Source organism: Pseudonocardia sp. P1 (assembly GCF_000178675.2).
Classification (GTDB): domain Bacteria; phylum Actinomycetota; class Actinomycetes; order Mycobacteriales; family Pseudonocardiaceae; genus Pseudonocardia.
Window position 1 is genome coordinate 453,741 of sequence record NZ_ADUJ02000001.1, and the last position, 25,485, is coordinate 479,225.

Below are 25,485 nucleotides of genomic sequence, written 5' to 3' on the forward strand. Positions count from 1 at the left end.
TCCCGTCGTCCGCGCCCCGCAGGATCGCCGGGAGGTCCGCGATGACCCCGATCGTCCCCGTCCCGGTGCCGCGCAGGCCGAGCCCGACGGTGACCCCGCGGCGCCCCGGCAAGGGATCGGCGCTGACGAGGATGCTGAGCACGACCGACCCCAAGGACATCGCGATCCTGTACCTGGTCACGTCGTTCGCGTTCTTCATGGTGGGCGGGGCGATGGCGATGCTCATGCGCGCCGAGCTGGCGCGGCCCGAGCTGCAGTTCCTCTCCACCGAGCAGTACAACCAGCTGTTCACCATGCACGGCACGATCATGCTGCTGCTCTACGCGACACCGATCCTGTTCGGTTTCGCGAACTACATCGTCCCGCTGCAGATCGGCGCCCCGGACGTCGCGTTCCCGCGCCTGAACGCGTTCTCCTACTGGCTGTTCCTGTTCGGCGGGATCATCGTCGTGGCCGGTTTCCTGAGCCCCGGCGGCGCCGCCGACTTCGGCTGGTTCGCCTACACCCCGCTGTCCGGCGTGATCCACTCGCCCGGTCTCGGCGCGGACCTGTGGGCCACCGGCCTGATCGTGGCCGGGCTCGGCACGATCCTCGGCGCGGTCAACTTCGTCACGACGATCGTGGCCATGCGCGGTCCGGGCATGACGATGTTCCGGATGCCCATCCTGTGCTGGGCCGTCCTGGTCACCGCGATCCTGATCCTCATCGCGTTCCCGATCCTGACGTCGGCACTGTTCGCACTCGAGGCCGACCGGCACCTCGGGGCGCACGTGTTCGACCCGGTCCACGGCGGCGTCGTCCTCTGGCAGCACCTGTTCTGGTTCTTCGGCCATCCCGAGGTCTACATCGTCGCGCTGCCGTTCTTCGGGATCATCTCCGAGGTCGTCCCGGTGTTCTCGCGCAAACCGCTGTTCGGTTACAAGGGCATGGTCATGGCCAACGTCGCGATCGCGGCCCTGTCGGTGGTCGTGTGGGCGCACCACATGTTCGCGACCGGCGCGGTGCTGCTCGCGTTCTTCTCCTTCACCACGTTCCTCATCGCGATCCCGACCGGGATCAAGTTCGTCAACTGGATCGGGACCATGTGGCGGGGGAAGCTGACGTTCGAGACGCCGATGCTGTTCGCCGCCGGATTCCTGATCACGTTCCTGTTCGGCGGCCTGACCGGGATCCTGCTCGCGATGCCGCCCGTGGACTTCCAGGTCTCGGACACCTACTTCGTGGTCGCCCACTTCCACTACGTGCTGTTCGGGACGATCGTCTTCGCCACCTACGCCGGCATCTACTTCTGGTTCCCGAAGATGACCGGCCGGATGATGGACGAGACCCTCGGCAGGATCCACTTCTGGCTGACCTTCATCGGCTTTCACCTGACGTTCCTGGTCCAGCACTGGCTCGGGAACGAGGGCATGCCGCGCCGCTACGCGGACTACCTGCCGACGGACGGGTTCACCGTCCTGAACACCCTCTCCTCGGTCGGGGCGTTCGTGCTCGGTGCCTCTACGCTGCCGTTCGTCTACAACGTCTTCCGGAGCTACCGGCACGGCCGTGTGGTGACCGTCGACGACCCGTGGGGCTTCGGCAACTCCCTGGAGTGGGCCACCTCCTGCCCGCCGCCGCGCCACAACTTCACCGAGCTGCCCCGGATCCGCTCCGAGCGCCCGGCGTTCGACCTGCACTACCCGCACCTGGTCGAACGCGCCCGCGCGGAGGCGCACACGCCGCCGTCCGTCGCCACCGCGCGGGGCGACGCGGTGACCCGGCCCTGAGCGTCAGGGCGCGAGACCGTGCACCCGGTCACCGGCCACCCGGCCGGCGCACTCCCGCTCGGCCCTCGCGGAGAACGCGGGCTCCCGGGCCGCTTCCACCGCCGTGGCGATGTCGGCGGTCAGCAGGTCCCGGGTGATCCCCGCGGCCGCGGCGGCCCCGGCGGCGACCGCCGCGGGGACGGTCGCCATCGGGTCGGTGACGTTGCCCGCCGCGAAGACCCCGGGGACCGCGGTGGCGCCCATCGGGTCCGCGGGCAGGTGGTCGCCCAGCCCGGACGGGTGCTCGGTCACGGTCAGGCCGAGCCCGTCGAGGAACCCGGCCCGGGCCCGCGCCCCCGGCGAGACGGCCAGCGCGTCGACCGGCACGACGACGCCCGAGGTCAGCCGCAGCCCGGCGAGCCGGCCGTCCGGGGCCTCGACGGCCGTCACCTCCCCGTCGACGACGGAGATCCCGCAGGCGGCGAACGCCTCCCACTGGTCGTCGCCGGGTTCGGGGCCGGTGTGCAGGAACAGCGTCACGTCGCTGCTCCAGCGGGTCGCGATGTGCGCCTTCATCAGGTCGTGCGGCCCGGTGGACAGCACGCCGATCCGGGTGTCGCGGTGCTCCCAGGCGTGGCAGAAGGGGCAGGCGAACACCGGGCCGCCCCAGTGGCCGGCCAGGCCGTCGACGGCCGGGAGCTCGTCGGCGAGGCCGGTCGTGACGAGCAGCCGGCGGCCGGTGACCTCGCGTCCGTCCGCGGTGCCGACGGCGAACCCGCCACCGGGCACGGCCCGCGCGGAGACGGCGCGGGCGTCGCGCACCTCCCCGCCGTAGCCGGTGACCTCGGCGCGCCCGATCCGGGCGATCTCCGCGGGCGGCAGGCCGTCGCGGGTGAGCCAGTTGTGCACCCCCTCGGCCGGGGCGTTGCGCGGGGTCCCGTCGTCGAGGACCAGGGTCCGCCAGCGGGACCGGGACAGCATCAGCGCGGCGGACAGGCCGGCGGCACCGCCGCCGATGACGATCACGTCGTAGTCGCTCATGCCGTCGAGCGTGCGCGCCCGCGGAGAAAACTGGCAACTATCGTTGCCGGAGTGGCAAACTGACCGCATGGACGAGGCGATCGCGGACACCCTGGCCGGTGTGGGCCCCCGGCTGGCGGGCCTGCGCAGCGAGCGCGGCATGACACTGGCCGACCTGTCGGAGGCCACCGGCATCTCGGTGAGCACGCTGTCGAGGCTGGAGTCCGGTGGCCGCCGCCCGACACTGGAGCTCCTGTTGCCGCTGGCCACCGCCCACCAGGTCCCGCTCGACGAGCTGGTCGCCGCACCGCCCGTCGGGGACCCTCGGGTGCGGCTGCGGCCCCGCCGGGTGCACGGCAGCACCGTCGTCCCGCTCACCGAGCGGCCGGGCGGGCTGCAGGCGTTCAAGATGATCGTGCCGTGGCGGGGCGACGAGCCGGCACCGCAGGTGCACGAGGGCTACGAGTGGCTCTACGTGCTCGACGGCCGGCTGCGGCTGGTCCTCGGCGGGCACGACGTCGTCCTCGGCCCCGGGGAGGCCGCCGAGTTCGACACCCACGTCCCGCACTGGTTCGGCTCCGCCGAGCGCGACCACCCGGTGGAGCTGCTGAGCCTGTTCGGCCCGCAGGGGGAGAAGATCCACACCCGGGCAGCGCCACGGAACCGCCGCCCGGACTGAGCCGCGAGGCCCCGGGCTCAGGGGCCGTCGAAGTACGACGGCACGTCGACCGGGCCGCCCGCCTCGGCGAACTCGGCGGCGACGGCGGCGCGCAACCCGTCGTCGTGGAGCAGGTCGGCGACGACGAGCGCCAGCCCGGCCGCGCCGTCGAGCACGGCCCGGTCCCCGGCGGGCCCGCCCGCCGCCTCGGCGAACCCGGTGGTGTGCAGCGCCGTCCCCGGCTCCGCGATCCCGATCATCGGATGGATCGACGGCACCCGCAGCGACACGTTCCCGAGGTCGGTCGAGCCGGTCTCGGTCTCCGGGACGACCCCGCGGGGGAGCACCCGCCGTCCCCGCCCCTCCTGGTGCACCGCCCAGCGCGCGGCCAGCGTCCGGTTGTGCCGGATCGGCAGGTAGGCGGGCCTCGGATCCCACTGGAGCGTGTAGCCGCAGCCGGTCATCGCGGCCGCGGCGACCGCGATCGCCTGCACCCGGTCGGTCAGGTCTCGCAGCGTCTCCGGGTCGGGGGAGCGCAGGTAGTAGCGCGCCGCCGCCCGCTCCGGGACGACGTTCGGCGCCTGCCCGCCGTCGACGACGATCCCGTGCACCCGGTCGGTGCCGGGGAGGTGCTGGCGCAGCATCGCGACACCCTGGTAGCCCATGACGACGGCGTCGAGCGCGTTGCGCCCCATGTGGGGCTGGGCGGCGGCGTGCGCGGCGACACCGTGGTAGGTCACCTCGAGCTGGCGGCGGCCGAGGAACGGGTGGTCGGCGATGTCGTGGGCGAACGGGTGCAGCATGACCGCCGCGTCGACGCCGTCGAACGCGCCGTCGCGGGCCATCGTCTCCTTGCCGCCGCCACCCTCCTCGGCGGGTGTCCCGAGCAGCAGCACCGTGCCGTCCGGGGCGTCCGGGCCCGCGAGCAGCCGGGCCAGTGCGAGGAACGCGCCGGTCGCGGCCGTGCCGATCACGTTGTGCCCGCAGGCGTGCCCGATGCCGGGCAGGGCGTCGTACTCGGCGAGGACGGCGACGGTCGGGCCGCGGCCGTTCCCGGCGCGGGCGCGGAGCGCGGTCTCCAGCCCGTGCACGCCGACCTCGGCGGTGATCCCGTGCCGCGCGAGCAGGCCGGCGAGCGCGGCCGCCGAGCGGTGCTCGGTGAACGCGGTCTCCGGGTGCGCGTGCAGGTCGTGCGAGAGGTCCCGCAGGTCCCCGGCGAGCTCGTCGACCGCCGCCGTGACCCGGGCGCGGGCCGGGGCGGGCGCCCCGTCGTGCGGGGAGGTGATCGGCTCGGCGGCCGCGGCCCGCCGCGCGGTCTCGCGGGCCACGGCGTCGTCGTGGGCCCGGCTCGGCTGCTGTGGTGGCTGGTGGTCGGGGCACGTCACGGCCCCGATCCTCGCACCGGTCAGGACGCGGCGGCCGCCAGCGCCTTCCGCAGGCGCGCCACCGACGACTCGAGCCCCCACCGCTCCGCGAGCTCGTCGAGCCGCGCCGGGTCCACCGGCTCGGCAGGCAGCGCGGTGTCGTCGATGCTCATCCGCACCGGGGCGTCGGTGACCACCCGCACCACCGGTTCGACGACGTCGAGGTAGTCCCGCGCCGCCGTCATCTTCGCCCGGGGCCCGGCCGCGAGCCGGGGGTCGCCGTCGGTGACGGCCGCCAGCAGCTCCGCCCACGACCCGAACCGCCCGACCAGGGTCGCCGCCGTCTTCGCGCCGACACCGGGGACACCGGGCAGCCCGTCGGAGGGGTCGCCGCGCAGCATCGCCATCTCGGCGTACGCGGCGCCGGCCCGGTCCCGGGGCAGGTCGTACTTGGCGGCGACCTCGTCCGGCCCCAGGTCCTCGGCCTTGTTCAGGCCCCGGCCGATGTAGAGCAGCCGGACCCGCGGGCGGCCGTCGCCCGGGTCGCGGACGATCTGCATGAGGTCCCGGTCCCCGGACACGGCCAGCACCGGGTCGGCGGTCTCCCGGTCGGCGAGGGTGCCGATGACGTCGTCGGCCTCGTGCCCGTCGGCGCCGGCGGTGCAGATCCCCGCCGCGGCCAGCACCTCCATGATCACCGGCACCTGGGGGCCGAGGGTGTCGGGCACCTCCTCCGGGACGCCGGCCGGGACCTCGTCGGCCGCCCGCGCCGCCACCACCCGGTGCGCCTTGTACGAGGGCAGTGCCGCGACCCGGAACGCCGGCCGCCAGTCCAGGTCCAGGCACGCCACCAGCCGGGACGGCCGCTGCTCCGTGACCAGGCGCGAGATCATGTCGGTGAACCCGCGGACCGCGTTGACCGGCGTCCCGTCCGGGGCGGTGATGCTCTCCGGGACCCCGAAGTACGCGCGGAAGTACATGCTCGCGGAGTCCAGCAACAACAGCGGGCGGTCGCTCATGGGCGTCGAGTCTGTCACTCACGGCCGGTGGCGCGACGCGACACCGCCCGACCGGTGCATCATGGTGCCGGTGGAGCACACGCACGGGGTCCCGGTCGGCGAGGGCGAGCAGGAGTGGACGGAGGACCGCGCCCGGTTCGTCGTCGCCCAGGGCCGCGACGGGCACGCGGAGGACGGCCTCGCCGCGACCGGCCCGCTGGCCCGCGAGTTCGCCGAGCTGACCCGCGCACTGCTCGTGTCCGGGACCGTCGGCGACGTGCTCGCCCGGGTCGTCGAGTCGGTCCACCGGGTCGTCCCGGGCGCCGACCTCGTGAGCGTCACGCTCCGCGAGGACGACGGTCACTTCCACACCCCGGTCGAGACCGGCCCGGCCGCGTCCGCGATCGACCAGGCCCAGTACCGCAGCGGCCGCGGCCCCTGCGTGGAGTCCGCCCGCGCCGAGGGCCCGGCGCTCGCCGTCGCCGCGGACCTGCGCACCGACGACCGCTGGCCCGAGTTCGCCGCGGCCGCGGTCGAGTACGGCTACCTGTCGGTCCTGGCGACCTCGCTGATCCCGGACATCGCCCCGCCCCGGCTGCCCGGCGCCCTCAACGTCTACGCGGCCCTGCCCGGCGCCTTCACGCCCGCCGACCAGGACCGGATGCTGCTGCTGTCCACGCACGCGTCCCTGGCGCTCGCCACCTGCGCGGCGGTCTCCGCCGCGGGTCTGCAGGAGGCCCAGATGCGGCGTGCGATCGAGTCGCGGGACCTCATCGGGCAGGCCAAGGGCATCCTCATGGCCCGCCGGGGCATGACCGCCGACGAGGCCTTCGACGTGCTCCGCCGCACCTCCCAGGACCTGAACGTGAAGCTCGTCGAGCTGGCGGGGACCGTGACCGCCCACCCGGACGCGCTCGACGCGGAGTGACCGCGGGCCCGCCCGCGAACAGCCGTCGGCGCTGGTCCGGCCGGGGGACGCGCGCTGGGCCGGGCGGCGGTCGCACACCCCGCGTACCCGCATACGCTCACGCCCATGACCGACGCCGTCCCCACCGAGCTGCTCGCCGACCGGCTGCGCCGGGCGGGTGAGCACGCCGCCGACCAGGGCACCGACGTGCTCTTCCTGACCCCCGGCACCGACCTGCGGTACCTGACCGGGTTCGACGGGTCCTCGCACGAGCGACTGACCTGCCTCGTCGTCCCGGCCGCCGGGCACCGTGCGCCGCCCGCGCTCGTCGTCCCCGCGCTGGAGGCGCCCGGCTTCGCCGGCGTGCCGCTCGAGGCGCTGGGCATCGACCTCGTCACCTGGACCGACGGCGAGGACCCCTACCTGCTGGTCAGCGACCTCGCCGGGGGCCCGACCCGGATGTCGGTCGACGACGACATGGCCGCCCGCCACGTCCTCGGCCTGCGCAACGCCTTCCCCGACGTCCCCCAGGTGCTCGCCGGCTCGGTGCTGCGCGAGCTCCGGATGTGCAAGGACACCGGGGAGATCGCGCGGCTGCGCGACGCCGGCGCCGCGATCGACCGGGTGCACGCCCGGATGGGCGAGTGGCTGCGTCCCGGCCGCACCGAGGCCGAGGTGGGCGCCGACGTCACCGCGGCGATCCTCGCCGAGGGGCACACCGAGGCCGCGTTCGTCATCGTCGGCTCCGGTCCCAACGGCGCCAGCCCGCACCACGACGTCTCGGACCGGGTGATCGAGGCCGGCGACGTCGTCGTCATCGACATCGGCGGTCCGCTGCCCGGTGGCTACAACTCCGACTGCACCCGCACCTACGCGGTGGGCGGCGAGCCCGCCCCGGAGGTCGCGAGGACCTACGCGGTGCTGCAGGAGGCGCAGGAGCGCGCCGTCGCCGCGGTGAAGCCGGGCGCGACCGCCGCCGACATCGACCGGGCCGCGCGCGAGCACATCGCCGCCGCCGGCCACGGTGAGCACTTCATCCACCGCACCGGGCACGGGATCGGGCTCGACGTGCACGAGGAGCCCTACATCGTCGACGGGAACGACCTGGTCCTGCAGGAGGGCATGGCGTTCTCGATCGAGCCCGGCATCTACCAGGCCGGGCAGTGGGGTGCGCGGATCGAGGACATCGTCGTCGTCACCGCGGGCGGAGCGGAGCGGCTCAACAACAACCCGCGCGACCTCGTCGTCCTCCGGGGGTGATCCCCGGGGTGGTCCCCGGGTGATCCCCGAGCGCGGCCGGCCCCGGAACTGCCACCCTGTGAGGGGTACACGCACTGACATCCGAAGGAGCGTCCGTTGAACATGCCGCAGTCCCGCAGTCTCGTCCGGCCGCGCAACGGCACGGTGATCGCCGGGGTCTGCGCGGGCCTCGCCGACCGGTTCGGCCTGGGCCGCGGCACGGTCCGGCTGCTGTTCGTCCTGTCCTGCCTGCTGCCCGGCCCGCAGTTCGTGATCTACATCATCCTGTGGATCATCATGCCGAAGGCGCAGTACTGACCGACCGGTCCGCCCCCCGGCGGTGGACGGGCGTGTGCCGCCCGTCGCCGCCGGGGTGCCTGTGGGCGCTCTCGCACGCCCCGCCGTCGCCTCCGCGGCACCGTGCTGCCATGATGGCCGCGTGATCGACCCGACGACCGCCGCCGCGCGCACCTCCGTGCGCGTCGTCGCGTGCTGCTGTCGTCCGGGTCCGTGCCCGCGACGCTGACGTCCCCCGCCTCCGCGTCCGGCACCGGACCCGTCCCGGTCCCGTCCCGCCCGGCCGTCACCGGCCCCGCACGCGAAGCGATCACACCGTGCCCCTGCACCACCCCGCACCCCTGAACGGTGCGCACACCCCCGACCTCTCCGGCGAGACCGTCGTGGCGCTGCACGCCCACCCCGACGACGAGTCGATCTTCACCGGGCTCACCCTGCGCCGCCTCGCCGACGCCGGCGCCCGGATCGTGCTGGTCATGGCGACCGGCGGCGACCTGGGCGGCTCCCGGCTGCCGCTGGCCGACGGGGAGACCGTCACCGCGCGGCGCCGCCGCGAGCTGGAGGACGCCGCCGCGCTGCTGGGCGTGTCCCGGCTCGTCCTGCTCGGGCACCGCGACTCGGGCCTGCCCGGCGGGCCCGGCACCGCGCACCCGCACGCCCTCGCCGGCGCCGACCCGGTCGTCCTCGGACGCACCGTGGCCGAGCTCGTCGACGCCGAGGGCGCCGGCACCGTCGTGCACGACGACGACGCCGGCATCTACGGCCACCCCGACCACCGCGCCGCGCACGCCGCCGGCGCCGTGGCCGTCGCGCTCACCGGCGCGACCGGCTACCGGATGACCGTGGACCGGGAGCACCTCGCCGTCTCGGCCCGCGACGGGCACCTCGTCCACGGCGCCGCCCGGGCCGCGGGCGTGCCGTTCGGCCGGGTCACCGCCGAGATCGCGGTCGCGGTCGCCGGGACCGCCGCCGAGCTCGCTGTCAAGCGGGACGCGATGCTGGCGCACGCCAGCCAGATCGACCCGGCCGGTGTCCCGGGGGACGGCTTCGCCGCCGCCTACGGCTACGAGTGGTTCCTGCGCGGGGAACGCGACGGTGCCCCCGCCGCACCGGGCGTCCTCGACGCCCTCGGCAACGCCCACCTGCTCGCCGGCGCCCGCTGAGCGGACCCCGGTGATCGATCCGGTCACCGGGGGCTCACGGTCGCGGTCGTACCCTCCTCGGTGTGGCGTCCGTGCGCGTGCCCCCAGCTCCCGGCCCGGTGGCCGGTGACCCCGCAGTGAGCCGCCGCCGGCGGTGGCTCGCCTCCGGTGCCGTCGCCGCCGTCGCGGCCGCCGCCGGGGTGCTGCTCTACCTGTCCTTCCCCCCGCGCGACGGCCTGTGGTGGCTGGCGGTGCCGGCGTTCGCCGTGCTCGGCCTGCTGCTGCGCGACGCCCGCCCCGGCCGCGGCTTCCTGGCCGGGTTCGCGTTCGGGCTCGGGTTCCTGCTCCCGCTGCTCGTCTGGGTCGGCGCCCTGGTGCAGACCCCACCGTGGCTGGCGCTGTCGGCGTTCGAGTCGCTGTTCCTCGGCCTGACCGGCGCGGTGATGGCGCTGGTGTCGCGGGTACCCGGGCGGCTCGGCGTGCTGTGGCCGGTGTGGGCCGCGGCCGTGTGGGTCGGGGGCGAGCTGCTGCGCGGCAGCGTGCCGTTCGGCGGGTTCCCGTGGGGCCGGGTCGGGTTCTCCCAGCCGGAGTCCCCGCTGCTCCCGGTGGCCGCGATCGGCGGTGTGCCGCTGCTGTCGTTCGCCACCGTGCTCGCCGGGCTCGCGCTCACCGAGCTGCTCCGGCGCGCGGTCGCGGGCCGGGTCCCCGGCCTGCCGGCACCCCGTCCCGCCGGTGACGGCCGCGCGGGCGCGCTGCGGGCGGTCGCCGTGCCGGTCGTCCTGCTGCTGCTCGTCGGGGTGGCCGGACCGCTCGCGGCGCTGGTGCCGCCCTCGCCGGGGCCCCCGGCCCGCACCGTCACCGTCGCCGCGATCCAGGGGAACGTCCCCCGGCTCGGCCTGGACTTCAACGCCCAGCGCCGGGCCGTGCTCGACAACCACGCACGCGAGACCGAGAACCTCGCCGCCGAGATCGCCGCCGGCCGGCAGCCGCAGCCGGACCTGGTGATCTGGCCGGAGAACTCCTCCGACATCGACCCGCTGCGCAACCCGGACGCCGCCGCCCGGATCGACGCGGCCGCCCGCGCGGTCCGGGCCCCGATCATGGTCGGGGCCGTGCTGGTCAACCCGGGCCGGACCACGAGCAACGCCGCGCTCGTGTGGGAGGCGGGCACCGGCGTCGTCGACCGGCAGGACAAGCGGCGCATCCAGCCGTTCGGCGAGTACATGCCGTGGCGGTCCTTCTTCCGCCTCTTCTCGTCCTACGTGGACAGGGCGGGCTACTTCGTCCCGGGCGGCGGCGACGGCCTGGTGGACCTGGCCGGGGTCCCCACCGCGGTCGCGATCTGCTGGGAGATCGCCTTCGACGACGCGTTCGGCGACGCCGTCGACGCCGGCGCGCAGCTGCTCGCCGTCCCCAGCAACAACGCGACCTTCGGCTTCTCCGAGATGACCTACCAGCAGATGGCGATGTCCCGGGTCCGCGCCGTGGAGTTCGACCGGCCGGTCGTCGTGGCGACCACCAGCGGGGTGTCCGGGATGATCACACCGCAGGGTGCCGTCACGGCCCGGACGGGCCAGTTCGTCCCCGGAGTCCTGGTCGATCGCATCGAGCTGCGCACGACGACTACGCTGTCCGCACGGCTGCGCTCCGGACCGGAGTGGACGCTGACCGTGATCGGCCTCCTCGCCGCCGGTGCCGCATGCGTGGCGGTGCGGCGGGAACGGGGCGAGGCAGTAGGGTCGGCGGAGCCGTCGGAGCGGCGCGCGCGGGCGGGGAAGGACGAGGATGGCTGAACCACCGGGCCCGGTGCTGGTCGTCGTGCCGACCTACGAGGAGCGGGAGAACCTCGGTCCCGCGGTCGCGCGGCTGCACGCGGCGGTCCCGGCGGCCGACGTCCTCGTCGTCGACGACGCCAGCCCGGACGGCACCGGTGAGCTGGCCGACGAGCTCGCCTCGGCCGACGAGCGGGTGCGTGTCCTGCACCGGGCCGGCAAGGACGGCCTCGGTGCCGCCTACCTCGACGGGTTCCGGCACGCCCTGACCGGCGAGCACCAGGTCGTCGTGGAGATGGACGCCGACGGCTCGCACGCCCCCGAGGACCTGCCCGCCCTGCTGGCCGCGCTGGGCGACGCCGACGTCGTCCTCGGCTCCCGGTACGTGACCGGTGGCCGCGTCGTGAACTGGCCGTGGCACCGCGCGGCGCTGTCCCGCGGCGGGAACCTCTACTCGCGGCTCGCCCTCGGCGTCCCGATCCGCGACATCACCGGCGGCTACCGCGTCTACCGGCGCTCCGTTCTGGAGCAGCTGCACCTCGACTCGGTGGCGTCCCAGGGCTACTGCTTCCAGGTCGACATGGCCTGGCGCGCCGTCCGGGCCGGCTTCCGCGTCCAGGAGGTGCCGATCACCTTCACCGAGCGGCAGCGCGGCGCGTCGAAGATGAACGGCGCGATCGTCGCCGAGGCGCTCTGGCGGGTGACCTGCTGGGGTCTGTCGCACCGCCTGGGCCGCGACCTCCCGCAGGAACCGGCCGGCCCGGTCGCCGAGGGCGCCCGCTCCTGAGCGGACGCCCCCGGGGCACCGGGGCTCACGAGCGCGCGGGGAGCTCCGCCAGCTCGGGGACCAGATCGTCGAGGCCGAGGGTGCCCTGCGCCAGCGCGGCGGCGTGCCAGGCGGCCAGGTCGAAGGTCTCGCCACGGGCCCGGTGCGCCTCGCGGGCACGCTCGCGGCCGGTCAGCCAGGCACGCTCGCCCAGCTTGTAGCCGATCGCCTGGCCCGGCCCGCCCAGGTAGCGCAGCAGCTCCGAGTCGGCCAGTGCGTCGCCGCCGCCGACGTGCATACCGAAGAACTCCCGTCCCAGCTCCGGGGTCCAGGTCAGGCCCGCGCCGACCGGGGAGTCGTCCGGGACCGGCAGCGACAGGTGCATCCCGAGGTCGATCACCACGCGGACCGCGCGCAGCATCTGGCCGTTGAGGTAGCCGAGCCGTGAGCCCGGGTCGGTGTGGTGGCCCAGCTCGTCCATCAGCAGCTCGGCGTAGAGCGCCCACCCCTCGACGTCCGCGCTGACCGCGCCCACCAGCGACGTCTGGAACGTCGACAGCTCGGAGGACCGCAGCGCCCAGGACGCCAGCTGGAGGTGGTGCCCCGGGACGCCCTCGTGGTACCAGGTGCTGATCAGGTCCCACATCGGGTAGCGGTCGTCGGGCGTGGCGGGGAGCCAGGTCCGGCCCGGCCGGGAGAAGTCCAGCGACGGCGGCGTGTAGTACGGCGCCGCGGCGCTGCCCGCCGGGGCGAGGCGGGACTCGACGTCGCGGATCCGGCCCGACAGGTCGAAGTGCGTGCCGTCGAGCTCCGCGATCGTGTCGTCCATGATCTTCTGCAGGTGTGCCCGGGCGGCCTCGCCACCCTCGACGACGCCGCTGGCGCCGCCGTCGGAGTCGAGGAAGGCCATCGCCTCGCGGGTGGTGCCGCCCGGGACGATCCGGTCCGCCTCGGCGGCCATCTCGTCGCGCAGCCTGCGGAACTCCGACCAGCCCCAGGCGTACACCTCGCCTGGGTCGATGTCGGCGCCGTTCCAGAAGCGGGACGCGATCCGGTACCGGTCGGCGCCGACGCCGTCCGGGGTGCCCTCCGCCGCGGGCAGGTACTCCTCCCGCAACCAGTCCCGCAGGCCGGCGAGCGCCTCCGACGCCTGCGCCGCGCCCCGGTCCAGGTCGGCGCGCACCCCCGGGCCGACCTCGGCCTGCCCGGCGAACCCCGCGAACCAGCCCCGCCCGCCGGCGTCGGCGTTCCAGGACTCGATCTGCTCCGCGACCCGGGCGACCTGCCGGGGCGCCGCCAGCAGTCCCTGACGGCGGCCCTCGGCCAGCGAGGCCCGGTACTGCTCCATCGCGGCGGGCACCGCCGCCATGCGGGCGGCGACGGTGGCCCAGCCGGCCTCGTCGTCGACGGGCATGAGCGTGAAGGCGGTCCGGATCGTGGCGAGCGGCCCGAACAGCTCCTGGACCGCGCGCAGCGGCTCGCCGGACGCGGCGTGGTCGATCTGGGCGCCGAGCCGCTCGGTCAGCAGCCGGGCGCAGCGCCGCTCGTCGGGATCGGCCGGGTCGGGGAGCGCGGCGAGCCGGTCCAGGGTGTCCCGGCAGGCGGCGACGACGGCGGCGGTCCCGTCGGGGGAGAGGTCGGGCAGCTCGTCCTGCCGCTCGGTGTACCCCAGGTCCCCGGCGAGGATCGGGTCGAGGCGGGCGAGGCGGCGGACGTGGTCGTCGGCCAGGTCCCGGACGGCCCGGTCGGCTCCGCCGGGGCGGGAGGCGCTGCTGCTGTGATCGCTCATCGCCGCCATCATGCCCCGGACACGACGGAGCCCGGACCCCCGCGGGGGTCCGGGCTCCGTACGACTGTGCTCCGAGCTCAGGCGATCTCGGCGCGCCGCTCGCGCAGAAGCTCCAGCCGCTCGTTGAGCAGCTCCTCCAGCTCGGCGATGGAACGCCGCTCGAGAAGCATGTCCCAGTGGGTACGCGGGGGCTTCTGCTTCTTCTGCTCGGGCTCGACACCGTCGACCCGGCGCCCGACGCCGCCCTGGGGCGACTCCCAGGTCGCCGGAGCCTCGGCGTCGTTCGCGAACGGCACCTCGAACTCGTGACCGGACTCGGACACATACCGGACCATCTGCCGCGGCGCCAGGTCGTGGTTGCGGTCGGTCTCGTAGCTGACAGCCCCGAGCCGGCTGCCACGCAGAACGCGGTCGGCCATGCGTCGTCACCCTCCTTGCGATCTGTCGAGGCGGCGGCACCTCGACGGTTACGTCGCCGCCACCGGGTGTAACGTTCGTGGCGTTACGCTATTCCGGCGGCGGGGCAGGCGGATCACCCCGGTTCTTACCCGGGGGTAACCCTCTCTGCGCCCGATGGGCCAGTGTTCCCTACCGGAGCCCGTTACACACGCTGATGTGACGTGTCAGCCATGTGTGATGGCACTCACACCAGGGTCGACGAGTGTTCACGTGCCCGATCGTGCCTGTGCACGGGCCGGGGAGCGGACCGGCAGCAGCGCGAGGAACCCGGCCAGGAGCACGACGACGATGCCGATCGTGCCGGCCCGGTCGGAGCCGAACAGGTAGGTGAACAGACCGATCAGCGCCGGGGCGAGGAACGAGACGGCCCGCCCGGTGGTCGCGTAGAGCCCGAACAGCTGCCCCTCCCGGCCCTCCGGGCACATCCGCAGCAGGTACGACCGGGACGACGCCTGGGCCGGTCCGACGAACACCCCCAGCACGAGCCCGAAGATCCAGAACATGGTCGGGCCGGACACGAACAGCAGCACGACGCCGACCACGGTGAGACCCGCGAGCGAGCCCGCGACGACCGCCTTCGGGCCGAACCGGTCGTCGAGCCGGCCACCGGCGAGCGCGCCGAGCGCGGCCACCACGTTGATCGCGACACCGAAGATCAGCACCTGGCCCGGGTCGAGCCCGTACACGGTCACGGCCAGTACGCCGCCGAAGGCGAAGATCGCGTTGAGCCCGTCCCGGTAGAGCGCGCTGGCGCCCAGGAAGTACACGGTGTGCGGGCTCGACCGGTAGAGCCCGACCAGGTCGGTGACGAGCCGGCGGTAGGAGCCCGCCACGCCCAGCCGTGGTGACCCGGGCGACGCGGGCCGCGTCTCGGGGAGCAGCAGGAACATCGGGACCGCGAAGACCGCGAACCAGACCGCGGCGACCAGTACCGAGATCCGCACGTCGAACCCGCCGTCGGTGGGCACGCCGAGCAGGCCGCCGTCGCCGGACAGGAAGCACACGTAGACCAGCAGCAGCAGGACGATCCCGCCGACGTAGCCGAGCGCCCAGCCGAATCCCGACACCCGCCCGACCGTCGCCGGGGTCGAGACCTGGGCCATCAGCGCGTAGTACGAGACGTACGCCAGCTCCGCGAAGATCGACGCCAGGCCGAGCAGCAGCAGGCCCAGCCACAGGTACGACCAGTCGTCGCGGACGGCGAACATCGCGGCCATCGACAGCACGACGAGCGCCGTCCAGATCCCGGTGGACCGCAGCCGGTGCCCGGCGCGGTCGGCGCTCTGCCCGATCACCGGCGCCATCAGCGCGATGAGGACGCCGGCTGCGGCGGTGGACCAGGCGAGCCAGCTGTTCGCGGAGACCGGGCCCGGCAGGCCGGCACCGACGGCGTCGGTCAGGTAGACCGAGAACACGAAGGTCAGGGCGATGTGCTGGAAGCCCGACGAGCCCCAGTCCCAGAGCCCCCAGGCCCACACGCGGGATCGGCGGGGCCCGGTCTCGGGCAGTACTGCTGCGGTCACCGGGCGAGGGTATCGGCGGACACCGGGGCCGGCCTCCGTGCGATCACGCAGACCCGGCGCGCTCGCCGAGCACCTGCAGCAGCAGGTCCGGGCGGTCGGACAGCAGCCCGTCGACACCGAGGTCGAGCAGCCGGTGCATCTCCGCCGGCTCGTCGACCGTCCACACGTGCACCTCGTGGCCGCTGCGGTGGGCCGCCGCGACGAACCGGCGGTCGGACGCGACCGGGATCGGCCCGAAGTGGGTCGGCACCTGCGCGAACTCTCCGCCGATCCCCGGGAGCAGCAGGCCCGGCACACCCCAGGCGCGGGCGCGCAGGCCGGTCACCGCCCGCTGCCCCATCGAGGTGCAGAGCCTCGGGCCGGCCTGCGACCGGGCGCGTGCGAGGCGGCGGTCGTCGAACGAGCCGAGGCAGACCCGGTCCCAGGCGTCCGCCGCGTCGAGCACCGCCAGCGCGGGGCCGACGACGTCGTCGGACTTCAGCTCGATCGTGATCCGCACGCCGGGCAGCGCGGCGAGGACGTCGGCGAGCCGCGGGAGCGGCTCCCGGTCCCGCACCCGGACCGTGTCCAGCTCCGCGGCGGGCAGTGCGTCGATCCGCCCGGTCGTGCCGGTGGTGCGGTCCAGGGTCGGGTCGTGGTGCACGAACGGCACGCCGTCGGCGCTGGCGTGGACGTCCATCTCGACGTAGCGCAGTCCGTGGTCGGCGGCCGCGACGAACGCGGCGACCGTGTTCTCGCAGCCGTCGAGCTCGCCGAGGTGCCAGCCCCGGTGGGCGTAGGCGCGCGGGTACGGACCGTCCAGGTACGGGTGCGGCACGGCGGTCAGCCTGGCACCTCGAAGATCGCCCCACCACGGGGGAGCCGGAAACCCTCGGTGTCCAGCAGGGGACGCATCAGGTCACCGTGGGTGTCCAGCCGGCCGGGCAGGTCGTCGCAGGTGAACACCAGGTCCCCGGCCTCGCGGCAGGCGTCCACCTCGTCCCAGGTGACGGGGGTGGCCACGGTCGGCCGCTCGCGCCCGCGCAGCGAGTACGAGGCGATCGTCGTCTTGGCCGTGTTGTTCTGGCTCCAGTCGACGAACACCTTTCCCCGGCGACGGGCGCGGGTCATCACCGCGATCGCCTCCCGCGGGTGCTCGGCGGCGAGCCGCTCGGCGACCTCCCGGGCGAACTCGGAGGTGCGCTCGGGCTCCGTGACCCGCACCGGCAGGTAGAGCTGCATGCCCTTGCCGCCGGACGTCGACGGGTACACCGGCAGCCCGTGCTCGTCGAGCAGCGCGCGCAGCCGCAGTGCGATGCGGCAGCAGTCGACGACGGTCGTCCCCTCACCGGGATCGAGGTCGAACACGACACGGTCCGGTGGGTGCCTGGCGTCGCGCGGGCCGAGCCGCCACTGCGGGACGTGCAGCTCCAGCGCCGCGAGGTTCGCCGCCCAGGCCAGCCCCTCGGCGTCGGTGATCACCGCGAAGTCGGCCGACTCGGACCGGCCGCCGGGCGTGCCGACCCGTGCCGTGCGCAGCCACGACGGCGCGTGCCGGGACACGTTCTTCTCGAAGAACGACGACGACTCCACCCCGTCCGGCCAGCGCTTCAGCGTGGCGGGGCGGCTCTCCAGGTGCGGCAGCATCGCCTCGGCGACGGCGAGGTAGTGCCCGAGGACCTCGGCCTTCGTCGTGCCGGTGGCCGGGTACAGCACCTTGTCCGGGTTGGTCAGCGACGCGCGGCCGTAGCCGTCGCGGTGCGCCGCCCCGCTGCTCCTGCGCGTGGTGTCCCGTCTCCCGGTCACCGGCACCTCCCGCCAGTCGTCGCTCGGCCCCTCGGGGTAGGGCGACCCCTCCCGGACGGCGACGACGCCCGGCAGGCCCTGCTGCCGGACGGCGTCGAGCAGCCGCGCGCCCGCGTTCGGGTACAGCGGGACGGGCCTGCGGTGCGGCCCGTCGAGGGGGAGCGCCTCCAGCAGCGCCCGGCGCTCGTCGAGGGGCAGCGCACGGACGTCGCGGCCGCCGGTGTGCAGGACGTCGGCGATCCACAGCTCGCCGCGGCCGGTCAGCTCGGCGTCGAGCAGGTGCCCGCCCGCGCCGAGCTCCGGGCCGAGGTCCCGGAGCGCCGCGGGTGTGTCGACCGGGTCGCCGGGGGAGCCGTCGTCGCCGATCGGGCGCAGGGTGAGCCGGCCGCCGTCGCTGCGGACCAGCATCCGGCGGCCGCCGAAGACGGGGCGGACGCGCCAGCCGTCCCCGGCGGGCAGCCGGCGGGCCGCCGTCGGGACCGCGGCGACGGGGTCGTGGGGGAGCGGCGCCCCGGCAGGCGCGGAACCGGCGGGCTGGTCGCGGGTGCGGCGCAGCAGCCACCGGTCCGCCCGGCCGGCCCCCTGCCCGCCGTCCCGGTGCAGCAGGACGAACCGGCCGCGGGCGCGTTCGCCGTGCAGCACGACGGCGACCTCGTTGTCGTTCCACTTCTCGGTGTCGTAACGCCCGGAGTCCCAGACCGTCATGTGCCCGCCGCCGTACTCGCCGCGCGGGATGTCCCCGTGGAAGTCGAGGTACTCCAGCGGGTGGTCCTCGGTGCGCACGGCCATCCGGACGGTCTCGCTGTCCTCGGGCAGGCCCTTCGGCACCGCCCAGGACGCGAGCACCCCGCCACGCTCCAGCCGGAGGTCCCAGTGCAGCGCGGTGGCGTGGTGCTCCTGGATGACGAACCGGTCGTCGCCACCGGACTCCGGGTCGCCGTCGGGCACCGGCTCCGGGGTGCGCCGCGGGTCGCGCCTGCGGCGGTACTCGTCGAGCGGCACACGGGGAGCCTAGCGATCGCGGGGCCCACGGACCTGCCGTGCGACGCGATGACGGCGCCGGCGGGTGTCCACCGCGCGGGGAGCGCGCATCGAAGATACGTTCGATCCCATGACGAACGACCACACGACCGACGACACCGAACCGGGCACCGCCGAGAAGGACCCGGGCGACTGGACGACCGGCGACGAGCCGATGACGGGGCCGCAGCGCTCGTACCTGGAGACGCTGCTGCAGGAGGCCGGCCACGGGACCGCCGAGCTCGACGGGCTCAGCAAGGCCGCGGCGTCCCGCCGGATCGACGAGCTGCAGGAGGCCACCGGCCGCGGGCAGTGAGGGGCCGCGCTACTCGTCCCAGACGATGCCGACCGAGTCCAGGCGGGGCCGGTCGAACCCCCAGAGGAACTCCAGCGTCCCGCCGGTGTCGTTGTGGATGCCGTGCGGGGCGTGGGCGGGGTCGCGCGGGTCACCGCCGGCGGCGACCCAGGTGCTGTCGGAGGGGTCGCCCTGGTCGACGACCGGCTCCTCGGCGGCCCGGACGTGGAACCGGCTCCGGTGGTGGGCGGTCACAGGTCGATCCGCAACGCCGGGCAGCCCTGTTCGGCGCGCGAGACGCAGATCATCATGCAGTCCTGGGCGGCGCGTTCGTCGTCGTCGAGCACGGAGTCCCGGTGCTCGGCGCGGCCGCCGAGCAGCCCGGCCTCGCACGTTCCGCAGGTCCCCTCCCGGCAGGACCAGTCGGCGCGGATCCCGGCCTCCTCCGCGACGTCGAGGACGCTGCGGTCCGGCCCCACGACGGCGGTGACCCCGCTGGCGACGAACTCGACCTCGAAGGTCCCGTCCCGGCCGGCGGGTGCGGACGTCCTCGGGGCGAAGCGTTCGACGTGCAGGCTCCCGGCCGGCCACGCCGCCGTCCGTGCGGCGACGGCGTCGAGCAGTGCCTCCGGGCCGCAGGCGTAGACGAGGGTGCCGTGCGGGGCGCCGTCGAGCGGGGTCGCGAGGTCGGGCAGGCCGACCTCGTCCTGCGGGGCGATCACGACCCGGTCGCCGTAGCGGGCCAGCTCGTCGGCGAAGGCCATCGAGGACCGGCTGCGCCCGCCGTAGAGCAGCGACCACCCGGCTCCGGCCCGCTGGGCCCGGTCGATCATCGGCAGCAGCGGGGTGATCCCGATGCCCCCGGCGACGAAGACGTAGTGCGCCGCCGCCACCAGCTCGAAGTGGTTGCGGGGGTCCCCGACGTCGACGATGTCGCCGCCGTGGAGCTTGTCGAACACGTGCCGGGACCCACCGCGGCCGTCGGGCTCGCGCCGTACCCCGATGCGCCAGCGGGTCCGGTCGGCGGGATCGGAGCACAGTGAGTACTGGCGCACGAGCCCGTCGGCGAGGCGGAGGTCGACGTGCGCACCCGGTGTCCAGGGCGGGAGCTCACCGCCTCGGGCGCGGACCAGCGTCAGGGACACGACGCCGTCGGCCTCGTCCCGGCGGTCCTCCACCATCAGGTCCATCGTGGCCTCCTCATCCGCTCGTGCGGGCGACGACGGTCTTGGTGCTCAGGTAGCTCTCCAGCGCGACCAGCCCGCGTTCGCGGCCGGTGCCGCTGAGCTTGGTGCCGCCGAAGGGGACGGCGGTGCCGCCCCCGAAGTACTCGTTGATCATCACGTAACCGGCGTCGACGCGGCCGGCCACGCGCAGTGCCCGGTCGATGTCACGGGTGTGGATGCCCACGCCCAGGCCGTAGTCGGTGCCGTCGGCGAGGCGCACCGCGTGGTCCTCGTCGTCGAAGGCCAGGACGGCCAGTACGGGCCCGAAGATCTCCTCCTGCACGATCCGGGCGTCCGGTGCGAGGCCGGTGAACACGGCGGGGGCGAGGTAGTGGCCGTCCGGCGGGACCGGTCGTGGCGGGCCGACGAGGCGTCCCTCGGCGTGCCCGAGCGCGACGTAGCCGGCCACGCGACGGTGGTGCCGGGCCGAGACCAGCGGCCCGAGGTCGGGGTCGTCGGCCCCCGGTCCGATGGTGAGCGCCGCGGCACGGGCGGCGACCCGTTCGACGAGGTCGTCGTGCACGGAGCGTTCGACCAGCAGCCGGGACCCGGCGTCGCAGTACTGGCCGCTGTTGGCGGTGAAACCGGCGACGACCTGGTCGGCCACGTCGTCGAGGTCGGTGTCGGCGAACACGATCTGCGGCGACTTCCCGCCCAGCTCCGTCACCACCGGGGTGATGTGCTCGGCCGCGGCCCGCAGCACCGCCCGGCCGGTGGCGACCGACCCGGTGAAGGTGAGCGACCCGATCCCCGGGTGGCCGGCCAGAGCCCGCCCGGCCTCGGTGCCCAGGCCGGTGACGACGTTGCAGGTCCCGGGCGGGTAGCCGGCGGCGGTGACGAGCTCGGCGAGGCGCAGCGCGGTCAGCGGGGTCTGCTCGGCGGGTTTGACGACAGCGGTGTTGCCGGCCGCGAGGGCCGGGGCGAGGCTGCGGCACAGCATCGACAGCGGGGCGTTCCACGGGACGACGTGGGCGCTCACCCCGACCGGCTCGCGGACGGTGAAGGCCAGCGACCCGGGCCCGAGCGGGATGGTCTCGCCGTGGAGCTTGTCCGCGGCGCCGGCGTAGTAGTGCAGGTAGTCGACGCAGCCCGCGACCTCTGAGCGCGACAGCGAGATCGGCTTGCCGGTGTCGAGGGTCTCGAGGCGCGCGAACTCCTCGCGGCGGTCCCCGAGTGCCGTGGCGAGCGCCCGCAGGGCCCGGCCGCGGTCGGCCGGGGTGGTCCCGCGGATCGTGCGCGCGCAGGCCCGGGCGGCACGGACGGCGTCGTCGACGTCGGCGGCACCGCCACGCGCGACGTGCGCGACGGTCGCGCCGGTCGAGGGGTCCTCCACCGCGAGCGTGCGCCCGTCGCGGGCCGCGACCCAGGCACCGTCGACGTGGTGGGCGGGGTGGACGTCGAGCGCGGCGGTCATGCCGGGTCCCCGAACATGGGCGTCATGACCTCGTCGTCGCCGCCGGGGACCCGGTCGATGCCGACCATCCTGTCGACGACCATGTTCTGGAAGCGGTGCAGCGGCTCCTCGAAGCGGAAGCACATCCGCCCGCCGCGGTAGGCGGGGTCCGCCATACCCTCCTGGACCCGTTCGACGATCTCGACGTCCTGGCGGTTCACCAGGTCCCAGAACTTCTCGAGCTGGTCGAGGCCCTCCTGCAGGCCGGGGGAGCCGGTCGACTCGGGGTGGGTGAGCAGGACCGCGGTCTCGATCGTGCGGTCGGCGGCGACGGGCCGGTTGAGCAGCACGAACGCGTGGTTCGGCAGCACGACAAGCGCGCAGCTGGGGAACAGCCAGACGAACCGGCCGGCCTCGCGGTCCTGGGGGCCGAGCGTGCTCAGCGGGGCCAGCCCGTCCCAGCCGCCGGCCTCGGTGTTGCGCGACACCGGCGTGGTGCACATCCCGGTGTAGCGGCCGGGCCCCTGCCAGCGGTAGTGGTCGGAGACCTGCGAGACCTGGTTGAGCTCCGGGTGCACCCAGGGCAGGTGGTAGTACTCCATGAAGTTCTCCCCGACGAGCTTGTAGTTCGCGGCGACGTCGTAGGAGGACCGGCGCTGCGGCGTCCAGTCCTGCAGCCGGTGGTCGGCGAATCGCCGGGGGAGGTCTCCGAGGTGGTCGCGCAGCGGTGCGGGGTCGGGGGCGAGGTTGACGAACAGGAGGAAGCCCCAGGCCTCGACGGAGACGGGGAGCAGGCCGTAGTCGGCGCGGTCGAATCCCTTCGCGCCCGAGGTGTCGAAGACGGCCTCCTGGCCCGGGGGCACGTCGGAGCCCTCGAACAGCGGCGTGCCCAGGCACGTGCCGTCGGTGTCGTAGGTCCAGTTGTGGTACGGGCACCGGATCCGGCCGCGCCTGCCGACCTCGCGGGCACCGGCGTCGAGCAGCTTCGTGGCCCGGTGCCGGCACACGTTGTGGAAGCCGCGCAGCTCGCCGTGCCGGTTGCGCGTGACGACGACCGAGCGTCCCGCCACGTCGACGACGACGCAGGCGCCCGCCGTCTCCACGTCGGCGACGAAGCCGACGGCGACCCAGCCGGAGGCGAACACCTTCTCCTGCTCGAGCGCGAAGAACGCCGGCGAGGTGTAGGCGTCGGGCAGCAGGGTCGAGGCCAGCTCCACCGGGAGGCGCGTGTGGCGGTAGGTGGACTCCTCGGTGAACAGCGCGGGATCGACGGGCCGGGCCGGCAGCGCGTCGCCCGGGGCGGTGGCCGGGGCCGTCGTCGCCGTGACGTCGAGTGTCATCGTGTGTCTCCCTTCGGGTGGGGGCGGGCTCAGACGTGGAAGCTGCGGGGGAACGCCGGGTCGGTGAGCGCGGGGCGGCCGGCGGAGAACGCGTCGACGGCGTGGGCGGGCTCGCGGTCCAGGGCGAGGTCGGCGAGCAGCCCGCCGATCAGTGCGGCGAACTTGTAGGCGTGGCCGGCGCCGTTGGCGACGACGATCTGCGGGGATCCGGGCAGCCTGTCCAGGATGAAGTTCTGGTCCGGCGGCACGGTGTAGAGGCAGGTCCGGGAGTACAGCTCCGGCCCGCGGAAGCGCGGGATGTGCCGGACGAGGAAGTCGTCGTAGCGGTCACGGCGGACCGGGTCCGGCTCGAAGGAGCGGTCCTCGGCGGTGGTCTCCTCGCCGCCCATGTGCTGGCCGAGCTTCGTGGCGACCTCGCCGTAGACGGGGAACCCGTAGAAGTTGTGCCGTCCGTGCCACATGAACACCGGGAACCGGGAGGTCGAGAACTCGGCGAGGTGCGGGGTGGAGTAGTAGGTGACCTGCTCGCGCAGGACGGTCAGCGGGAGCTGCACACCGGTCCCGGCGAGCACCTGGTTGGTCCAGGCGTCGGCGGCCACCACGACACGGTCGGCGCGCAGGGTCTCCCCGTCGGTGACGACGGTGACGCCGTCACCGTCGGTGCGGATCGCCCGGACCGGGGTGTGCGGGCGGACCTCGGCACCGCGTGCCCTGGCGAGCGCGATGTGCACCGCGTTGGCCCGGGCGGCGTCGACGATGCCCGAGTCCGCCTGGTAGAGGGCCTGCTCGCCACCCTGGACGCGGAACTGCGGCCAGCGGGCGGTGAGCTCGTCGGCGTCGAGCAGCTCGTACCCGACGCCGAAACGGTCGAACATCGCGGTGTAGCCCTCGATGTTGCGGGTGCCCGTCGCCGCGCTCCGGCGGGCGACCCGGTCCTCGATCACCAGCCCGCCGGTGCGGGTGAGGATCTGCTGCCCGGACTCGGCCTCGACCTCGGCCCACGCCTTGTAGGCCGGAGCGGCGAGTGCGGCGTACTGCTCCTGGTGCTGGGCGAGCCGGATGATGCGGGAGTGGTCCTGCGAGGCCCCCCGGTGGTGCCCGAGCTCGAACTGCTCGAGGCCCAGCACACCCGGCCCCAGCTCGGCGGACAGGCGGTGCAGTGCCGCCGAGCCCAGTCCGCCGAGGCCGACGACGATCGCGCGGTAGGTCGTCATGTCGCTACTACTCCTGCCGTGCCGAGGACACCCTCGGATCGCTGGTGAGGGGGTGTGCATGTGGTGCCGGCCACAGGATGCGTGCGGACGTCGTTACACGTCCATCGAAGATTTGAACTCGCGATCATGTACGTTTTTCGAATGATCGATCGGAGGCTCCGGGTGCTCGCGGCGATCGCGCGGCACGGGACCGTCACCGCCGCGGCCGAGATCTGCCGGATGACCCCGTCCTCGGCGTCGCACCAGATGCAGGGCCTGGCGCGGGAGCTGGGGGTCACGCTGCTCGAGCCCGACGGGCGGGGCGTGCGGCTCACCGCGGCCGCCCGGACCCTCCTGGCGCACGGCGAGACGCTGGCCGCGCAGTGGGAGCGGGCCCGCGCCGAGCTGGCGGCGCACCGCGACGGGGACGTCGGAGGCGTCGTCCGGTTCTGCGGGTTCTCCACCGCGGCGGCGGCCGTCGTGCCCGAGGTCATGGGGCGGCTGCGTGAGAGCCACCCGGCCCTGCAGGTCGCGCTCCGCGAGTGCGAGCCGGCCCGGGCGTTCGACCTGCTCGCCGCGGGCGAGGCCGACATCGTCGTGGTCGTTGCGACGTCGGCCATCCCCCCGGCGTCGGACCCGTCGTTCGACCAGCGTGCGCTGTTCGACGAGCCCCTGGACCTGCTCGTGGGCCCCGACCACCCGTTGGTCGAGCGGCCGGACGTGGCGCTGCACGACCTGGCCGGTGACCGGTGGATCTGCAGCAGCCCCGGGCGCGCCTACCACCAGCTCGTGACGATGGCGTGCTCCAGCGCGGGCTTCGCCCCGGACATCGCCCACTACGCCGACGAGTGGGACACCGGTGCCGCCCTGGTCGCCCGCGGCTTCGGGGTGGCGCTCGTACCCCGGCTGGCCGACCTGCCGGCCCGGCACGACACGCGCCGGCTGCGCATCGGCACGCCACCGGTGCCGATCCGCCGGGTGATCGCCGCGGTCCGCGCGGGCGCGCAGGACCAGCCCGCCGTCGCCGCCGGTCTCGACAGCCTGAGTGCGGTGTGCCGGTCGCTGGCGGACCGGCTCGCCGCGGCATGACGGCCCGGGCCGCCCGGGGGAGGCGTCAGAGTGGGACGTGCACGTCGAACGCCGTCGTCACCAGCTGGTCACCGACCTTGCGGAGGATCCGTGGCCGGGCCGTCTCCACCGTCGCGCAGCCGGCGAGAGCCGAGTTCCGGTCGAGCAGCACCTCGCCGGCGCGCCGCAGGACGTCGCCCGGAGCCCGGTGCGCGTGCTGTCCGTCAGGTCCTGTCACGTGCAGCCACAGCCGTTGCCGCACGGTTCCGCGCGGGGTCGGTTCCGGTGCGGACCAGGACAGCAGCAGGGTGTCGGTGGTGTACCGGGGCTCGTCCGGTTCGTCCGGGACGAGCACCCGGACGGTGCCGTAGTGGTATCCGTGCCCGGCGAGCCCGTCGTCACCGGCCAGGGCGAGGAAGGCACGGTCGCGTGCCAGCTCGGCACGGTGCCGGTTCGGTACGACAGAACGCATCGGGCTGCTCC

24 protein-coding genes are annotated in these 25,485 nt (G+C 74.7%); 10 read left to right on the top strand and 14 right to left on the bottom strand.

The genetic code is table 11. The features are described 5' to 3' along the window. Window positions 1-41: 41 nt before the first annotated feature. Window positions 42-1,769, top strand: coding sequence for an aa3-type cytochrome oxidase subunit I (gene ctaD, locus PP1_RS01630; RefSeq protein ID WP_010232562.1), 1,728 nt, complete (start codon window positions 42-44; stop codon window positions 1,767-1,769). A gap of 3 nt (window positions 1,770-1,772) precedes the next feature. Here ctaD and PP1_RS01635 read toward each other — a convergent pair whose 3' ends face one another. Next, window positions 1,773-2,789, bottom strand: coding sequence for an NAD(P)/FAD-dependent oxidoreductase (locus tag PP1_RS01635; protein WP_075314231.1), 1,017 nt, complete (start codon window positions 2,787-2,789; stop codon window positions 1,773-1,775). Window positions 2,790-2,856: 67 nt separating this feature from the next. Between PP1_RS01635 and PP1_RS01640 the strand changes: the two genes are divergently transcribed. Continuing rightward, window positions 2,857-3,447 (top strand): helix-turn-helix domain-containing protein, encoded by a 591-nt coding sequence (locus tag PP1_RS01640; protein WP_010232023.1) that lies wholly within the window; start codon window positions 2,857-2,859, stop codon window positions 3,445-3,447. Window positions 3,448-3,464: 17 nt separating this feature from the next. Here PP1_RS01640 and PP1_RS01645 read toward each other — a convergent pair whose 3' ends face one another. After that, window positions 3,465-4,811, bottom strand: a complete 1,347-nt coding sequence (locus PP1_RS01645; protein ID WP_075314230.1) for a M20 family metallopeptidase — start codon at window positions 4,809-4,811, stop codon at window positions 3,465-3,467. A gap of 20 nt (window positions 4,812-4,831) precedes the next feature. Further along, window positions 4,832-5,809, bottom strand: coding sequence for a 5'-3' exonuclease (locus PP1_RS01650; protein ID WP_075295424.1), 978 nt, complete (start codon window positions 5,807-5,809; stop codon window positions 4,832-4,834). A 61-nt stretch (window positions 5,810-5,870) separates the two neighbouring features. On the opposite strand from PP1_RS01650, the gene PP1_RS01655 reads away from it, so the two are divergent. From PP1_RS01655 to PP1_RS01680, 6 genes are all read left to right on the top strand, one after another. Beyond that, window positions 5,871-6,716: a GAF and ANTAR domain-containing protein gene (locus PP1_RS01655; protein ID WP_050802336.1), complete on the top strand. Its 846-nt coding sequence runs from the start codon at window positions 5,871-5,873 to the stop codon at window positions 6,714-6,716. A gap of 105 nt (window positions 6,717-6,821) precedes the next feature. After that, a complete protein-coding gene (locus tag PP1_RS01660; protein WP_010228284.1) occupies window positions 6,822-7,955 on the top strand; it encodes a M24 family metallopeptidase in 1,134 nt (377 codons plus the stop codon). Between the two features lie 102 nt (window positions 7,956-8,057). Beyond that, window positions 8,058-8,252: a PspC domain-containing protein gene (locus PP1_RS01665; RefSeq protein WP_010228285.1), complete on the top strand. Its 195-nt coding sequence runs from the start codon at window positions 8,058-8,060 to the stop codon at window positions 8,250-8,252. Between the two features lie 296 nt (window positions 8,253-8,548). Further along, the gene (locus tag PP1_RS01670; RefSeq protein WP_060575952.1) at window positions 8,549-9,394 is read left to right on the top strand and encodes a PIG-L deacetylase family protein; all 846 of its coding nucleotides are present in this window, start codon (window positions 8,549-8,551) and stop codon (window positions 9,392-9,394) included. A gap of 62 nt (window positions 9,395-9,456) precedes the next feature. Next, entirely contained in the window at window positions 9,457-11,166 is a 1,710-nt protein-coding gene (gene lnt / locus PP1_RS01675) for an apolipoprotein N-acyltransferase (RefSeq protein ID WP_249265985.1), read from the top strand. After that, a complete protein-coding gene (locus PP1_RS01680; protein WP_033200745.1) occupies window positions 11,159-11,932 on the top strand; it encodes a polyprenol monophosphomannose synthase in 774 nt (257 codons plus the stop codon). Before lnt ends, PP1_RS01680 begins: the two co-directional genes overlap by 8 nt. Window positions 11,933-11,957: 25 nt before the next feature. On the opposite strand, the gene PP1_RS01685 is transcribed toward PP1_RS01680, so the two are convergent. The 5 genes from PP1_RS01685 to ligD form a co-directional block, all read right to left on the bottom strand. Next, on the bottom strand, window positions 11,958-13,700 hold the full coding sequence (locus tag PP1_RS01685; protein WP_060576636.1) for a DUF885 domain-containing protein: 1,743 nt from the start codon (window positions 13,698-13,700) through the stop codon (window positions 11,958-11,960). Between the two features lie 77 nt (window positions 13,701-13,777). Then, window positions 13,778-14,119 carry an RNA polymerase-binding protein RbpA gene (locus PP1_RS01690; protein ID WP_010243772.1) on the bottom strand — a complete coding sequence of 114 codons (342 nt, stop codon included), beginning with the start codon at window positions 14,117-14,119 and terminating at the stop codon, window positions 13,778-13,780. Between the two features lie 246 nt (window positions 14,120-14,365). After that, window positions 14,366-15,682 carry an MFS transporter gene (locus PP1_RS01695; RefSeq protein ID WP_050802589.1) on the bottom strand — a complete coding sequence of 439 codons (1,317 nt, stop codon included), beginning with the start codon at window positions 15,680-15,682 and terminating at the stop codon, window positions 14,366-14,368. Between the two features lie 43 nt (window positions 15,683-15,725). Continuing rightward, window positions 15,726-16,499: a glycerophosphodiester phosphodiesterase family protein gene (locus tag PP1_RS01700; protein WP_010243774.1), complete on the bottom strand. Its 774-nt coding sequence runs from the start codon at window positions 16,497-16,499 to the stop codon at window positions 15,726-15,728. Between the two features lie 5 nt (window positions 16,500-16,504). Further along, window positions 16,505-18,469: a non-homologous end-joining DNA ligase gene (gene ligD / locus PP1_RS01705; protein ID WP_337819660.1), complete on the bottom strand. Its 1,965-nt coding sequence runs from the start codon at window positions 18,467-18,469 to the stop codon at window positions 16,505-16,507. Window positions 18,470-18,578: 109 nt separating this feature from the next. Here ligD and PP1_RS01710 point away from each other — a divergent pair, with 109 nt between their 5' ends. After that, a complete protein-coding gene (locus PP1_RS01710) occupies window positions 18,579-18,803 on the top strand; it encodes a DUF3072 domain-containing protein (RefSeq protein ID WP_010231609.1) in 225 nt (74 codons plus the stop codon). A gap of 9 nt (window positions 18,804-18,812) precedes the next feature. Here the strand turns inward: PP1_RS01710 and PP1_RS01715 are convergent, their stop codons facing one another. The 5 genes from PP1_RS01715 to solA are packed head-to-tail and all read right to left on the bottom strand — an operon-like array spanning window position 18,813 to window position 23,955. Next, the gene (locus PP1_RS01715) at window positions 18,813-19,037 is read right to left on the bottom strand and encodes a hypothetical protein (protein WP_010231607.1); all 225 of its coding nucleotides are present in this window, start codon (window positions 19,035-19,037) and stop codon (window positions 18,813-18,815) included. Continuing rightward, window positions 19,034-19,972, bottom strand: coding sequence for a PDR/VanB family oxidoreductase (locus PP1_RS01720; RefSeq protein ID WP_010231605.1), 939 nt, complete (start codon window positions 19,970-19,972; stop codon window positions 19,034-19,036). The genes PP1_RS01715 and PP1_RS01720 overlap by 4 nt, the downstream gene beginning before the upstream one ends. 10 nt (window positions 19,973-19,982) lie before the next feature. After that, entirely contained in the window at window positions 19,983-21,422 is a 1,440-nt protein-coding gene (locus PP1_RS01725; protein WP_075314228.1) for an aldehyde dehydrogenase family protein, read from the bottom strand. Then, entirely contained in the window at window positions 21,419-22,741 is a 1,323-nt protein-coding gene (locus tag PP1_RS01730; protein ID WP_010244114.1) for an aromatic ring-hydroxylating oxygenase subunit alpha, read from the bottom strand. The genes PP1_RS01725 and PP1_RS01730 overlap by 4 nt, the downstream gene beginning before the upstream one ends. 29 nt (window positions 22,742-22,770) lie before the next feature. Beyond that, window positions 22,771-23,955, bottom strand: coding sequence for an N-methyl-L-tryptophan oxidase (gene solA / locus PP1_RS01735; RefSeq protein ID WP_010244112.1), 1,185 nt, complete (start codon window positions 23,953-23,955; stop codon window positions 22,771-22,773). A gap of 141 nt (window positions 23,956-24,096) precedes the next feature. On the opposite strand from solA, the gene PP1_RS01740 reads away from it, so the two are divergent. Then, entirely contained in the window at window positions 24,097-25,023 is a 927-nt protein-coding gene (locus tag PP1_RS01740; protein ID WP_075314227.1) for a LysR substrate-binding domain-containing protein, read from the top strand. Between the two features lie 25 nt (window positions 25,024-25,048). Here the strand turns inward: PP1_RS01740 and PP1_RS01745 are convergent, their stop codons facing one another. After that, the gene (locus PP1_RS01745) at window positions 25,049-25,474 is read right to left on the bottom strand and encodes a hypothetical protein (RefSeq protein ID WP_010244110.1); all 426 of its coding nucleotides are present in this window, start codon (window positions 25,472-25,474) and stop codon (window positions 25,049-25,051) included. Window positions 25,475-25,485: the final 11 nt, after the last annotated feature.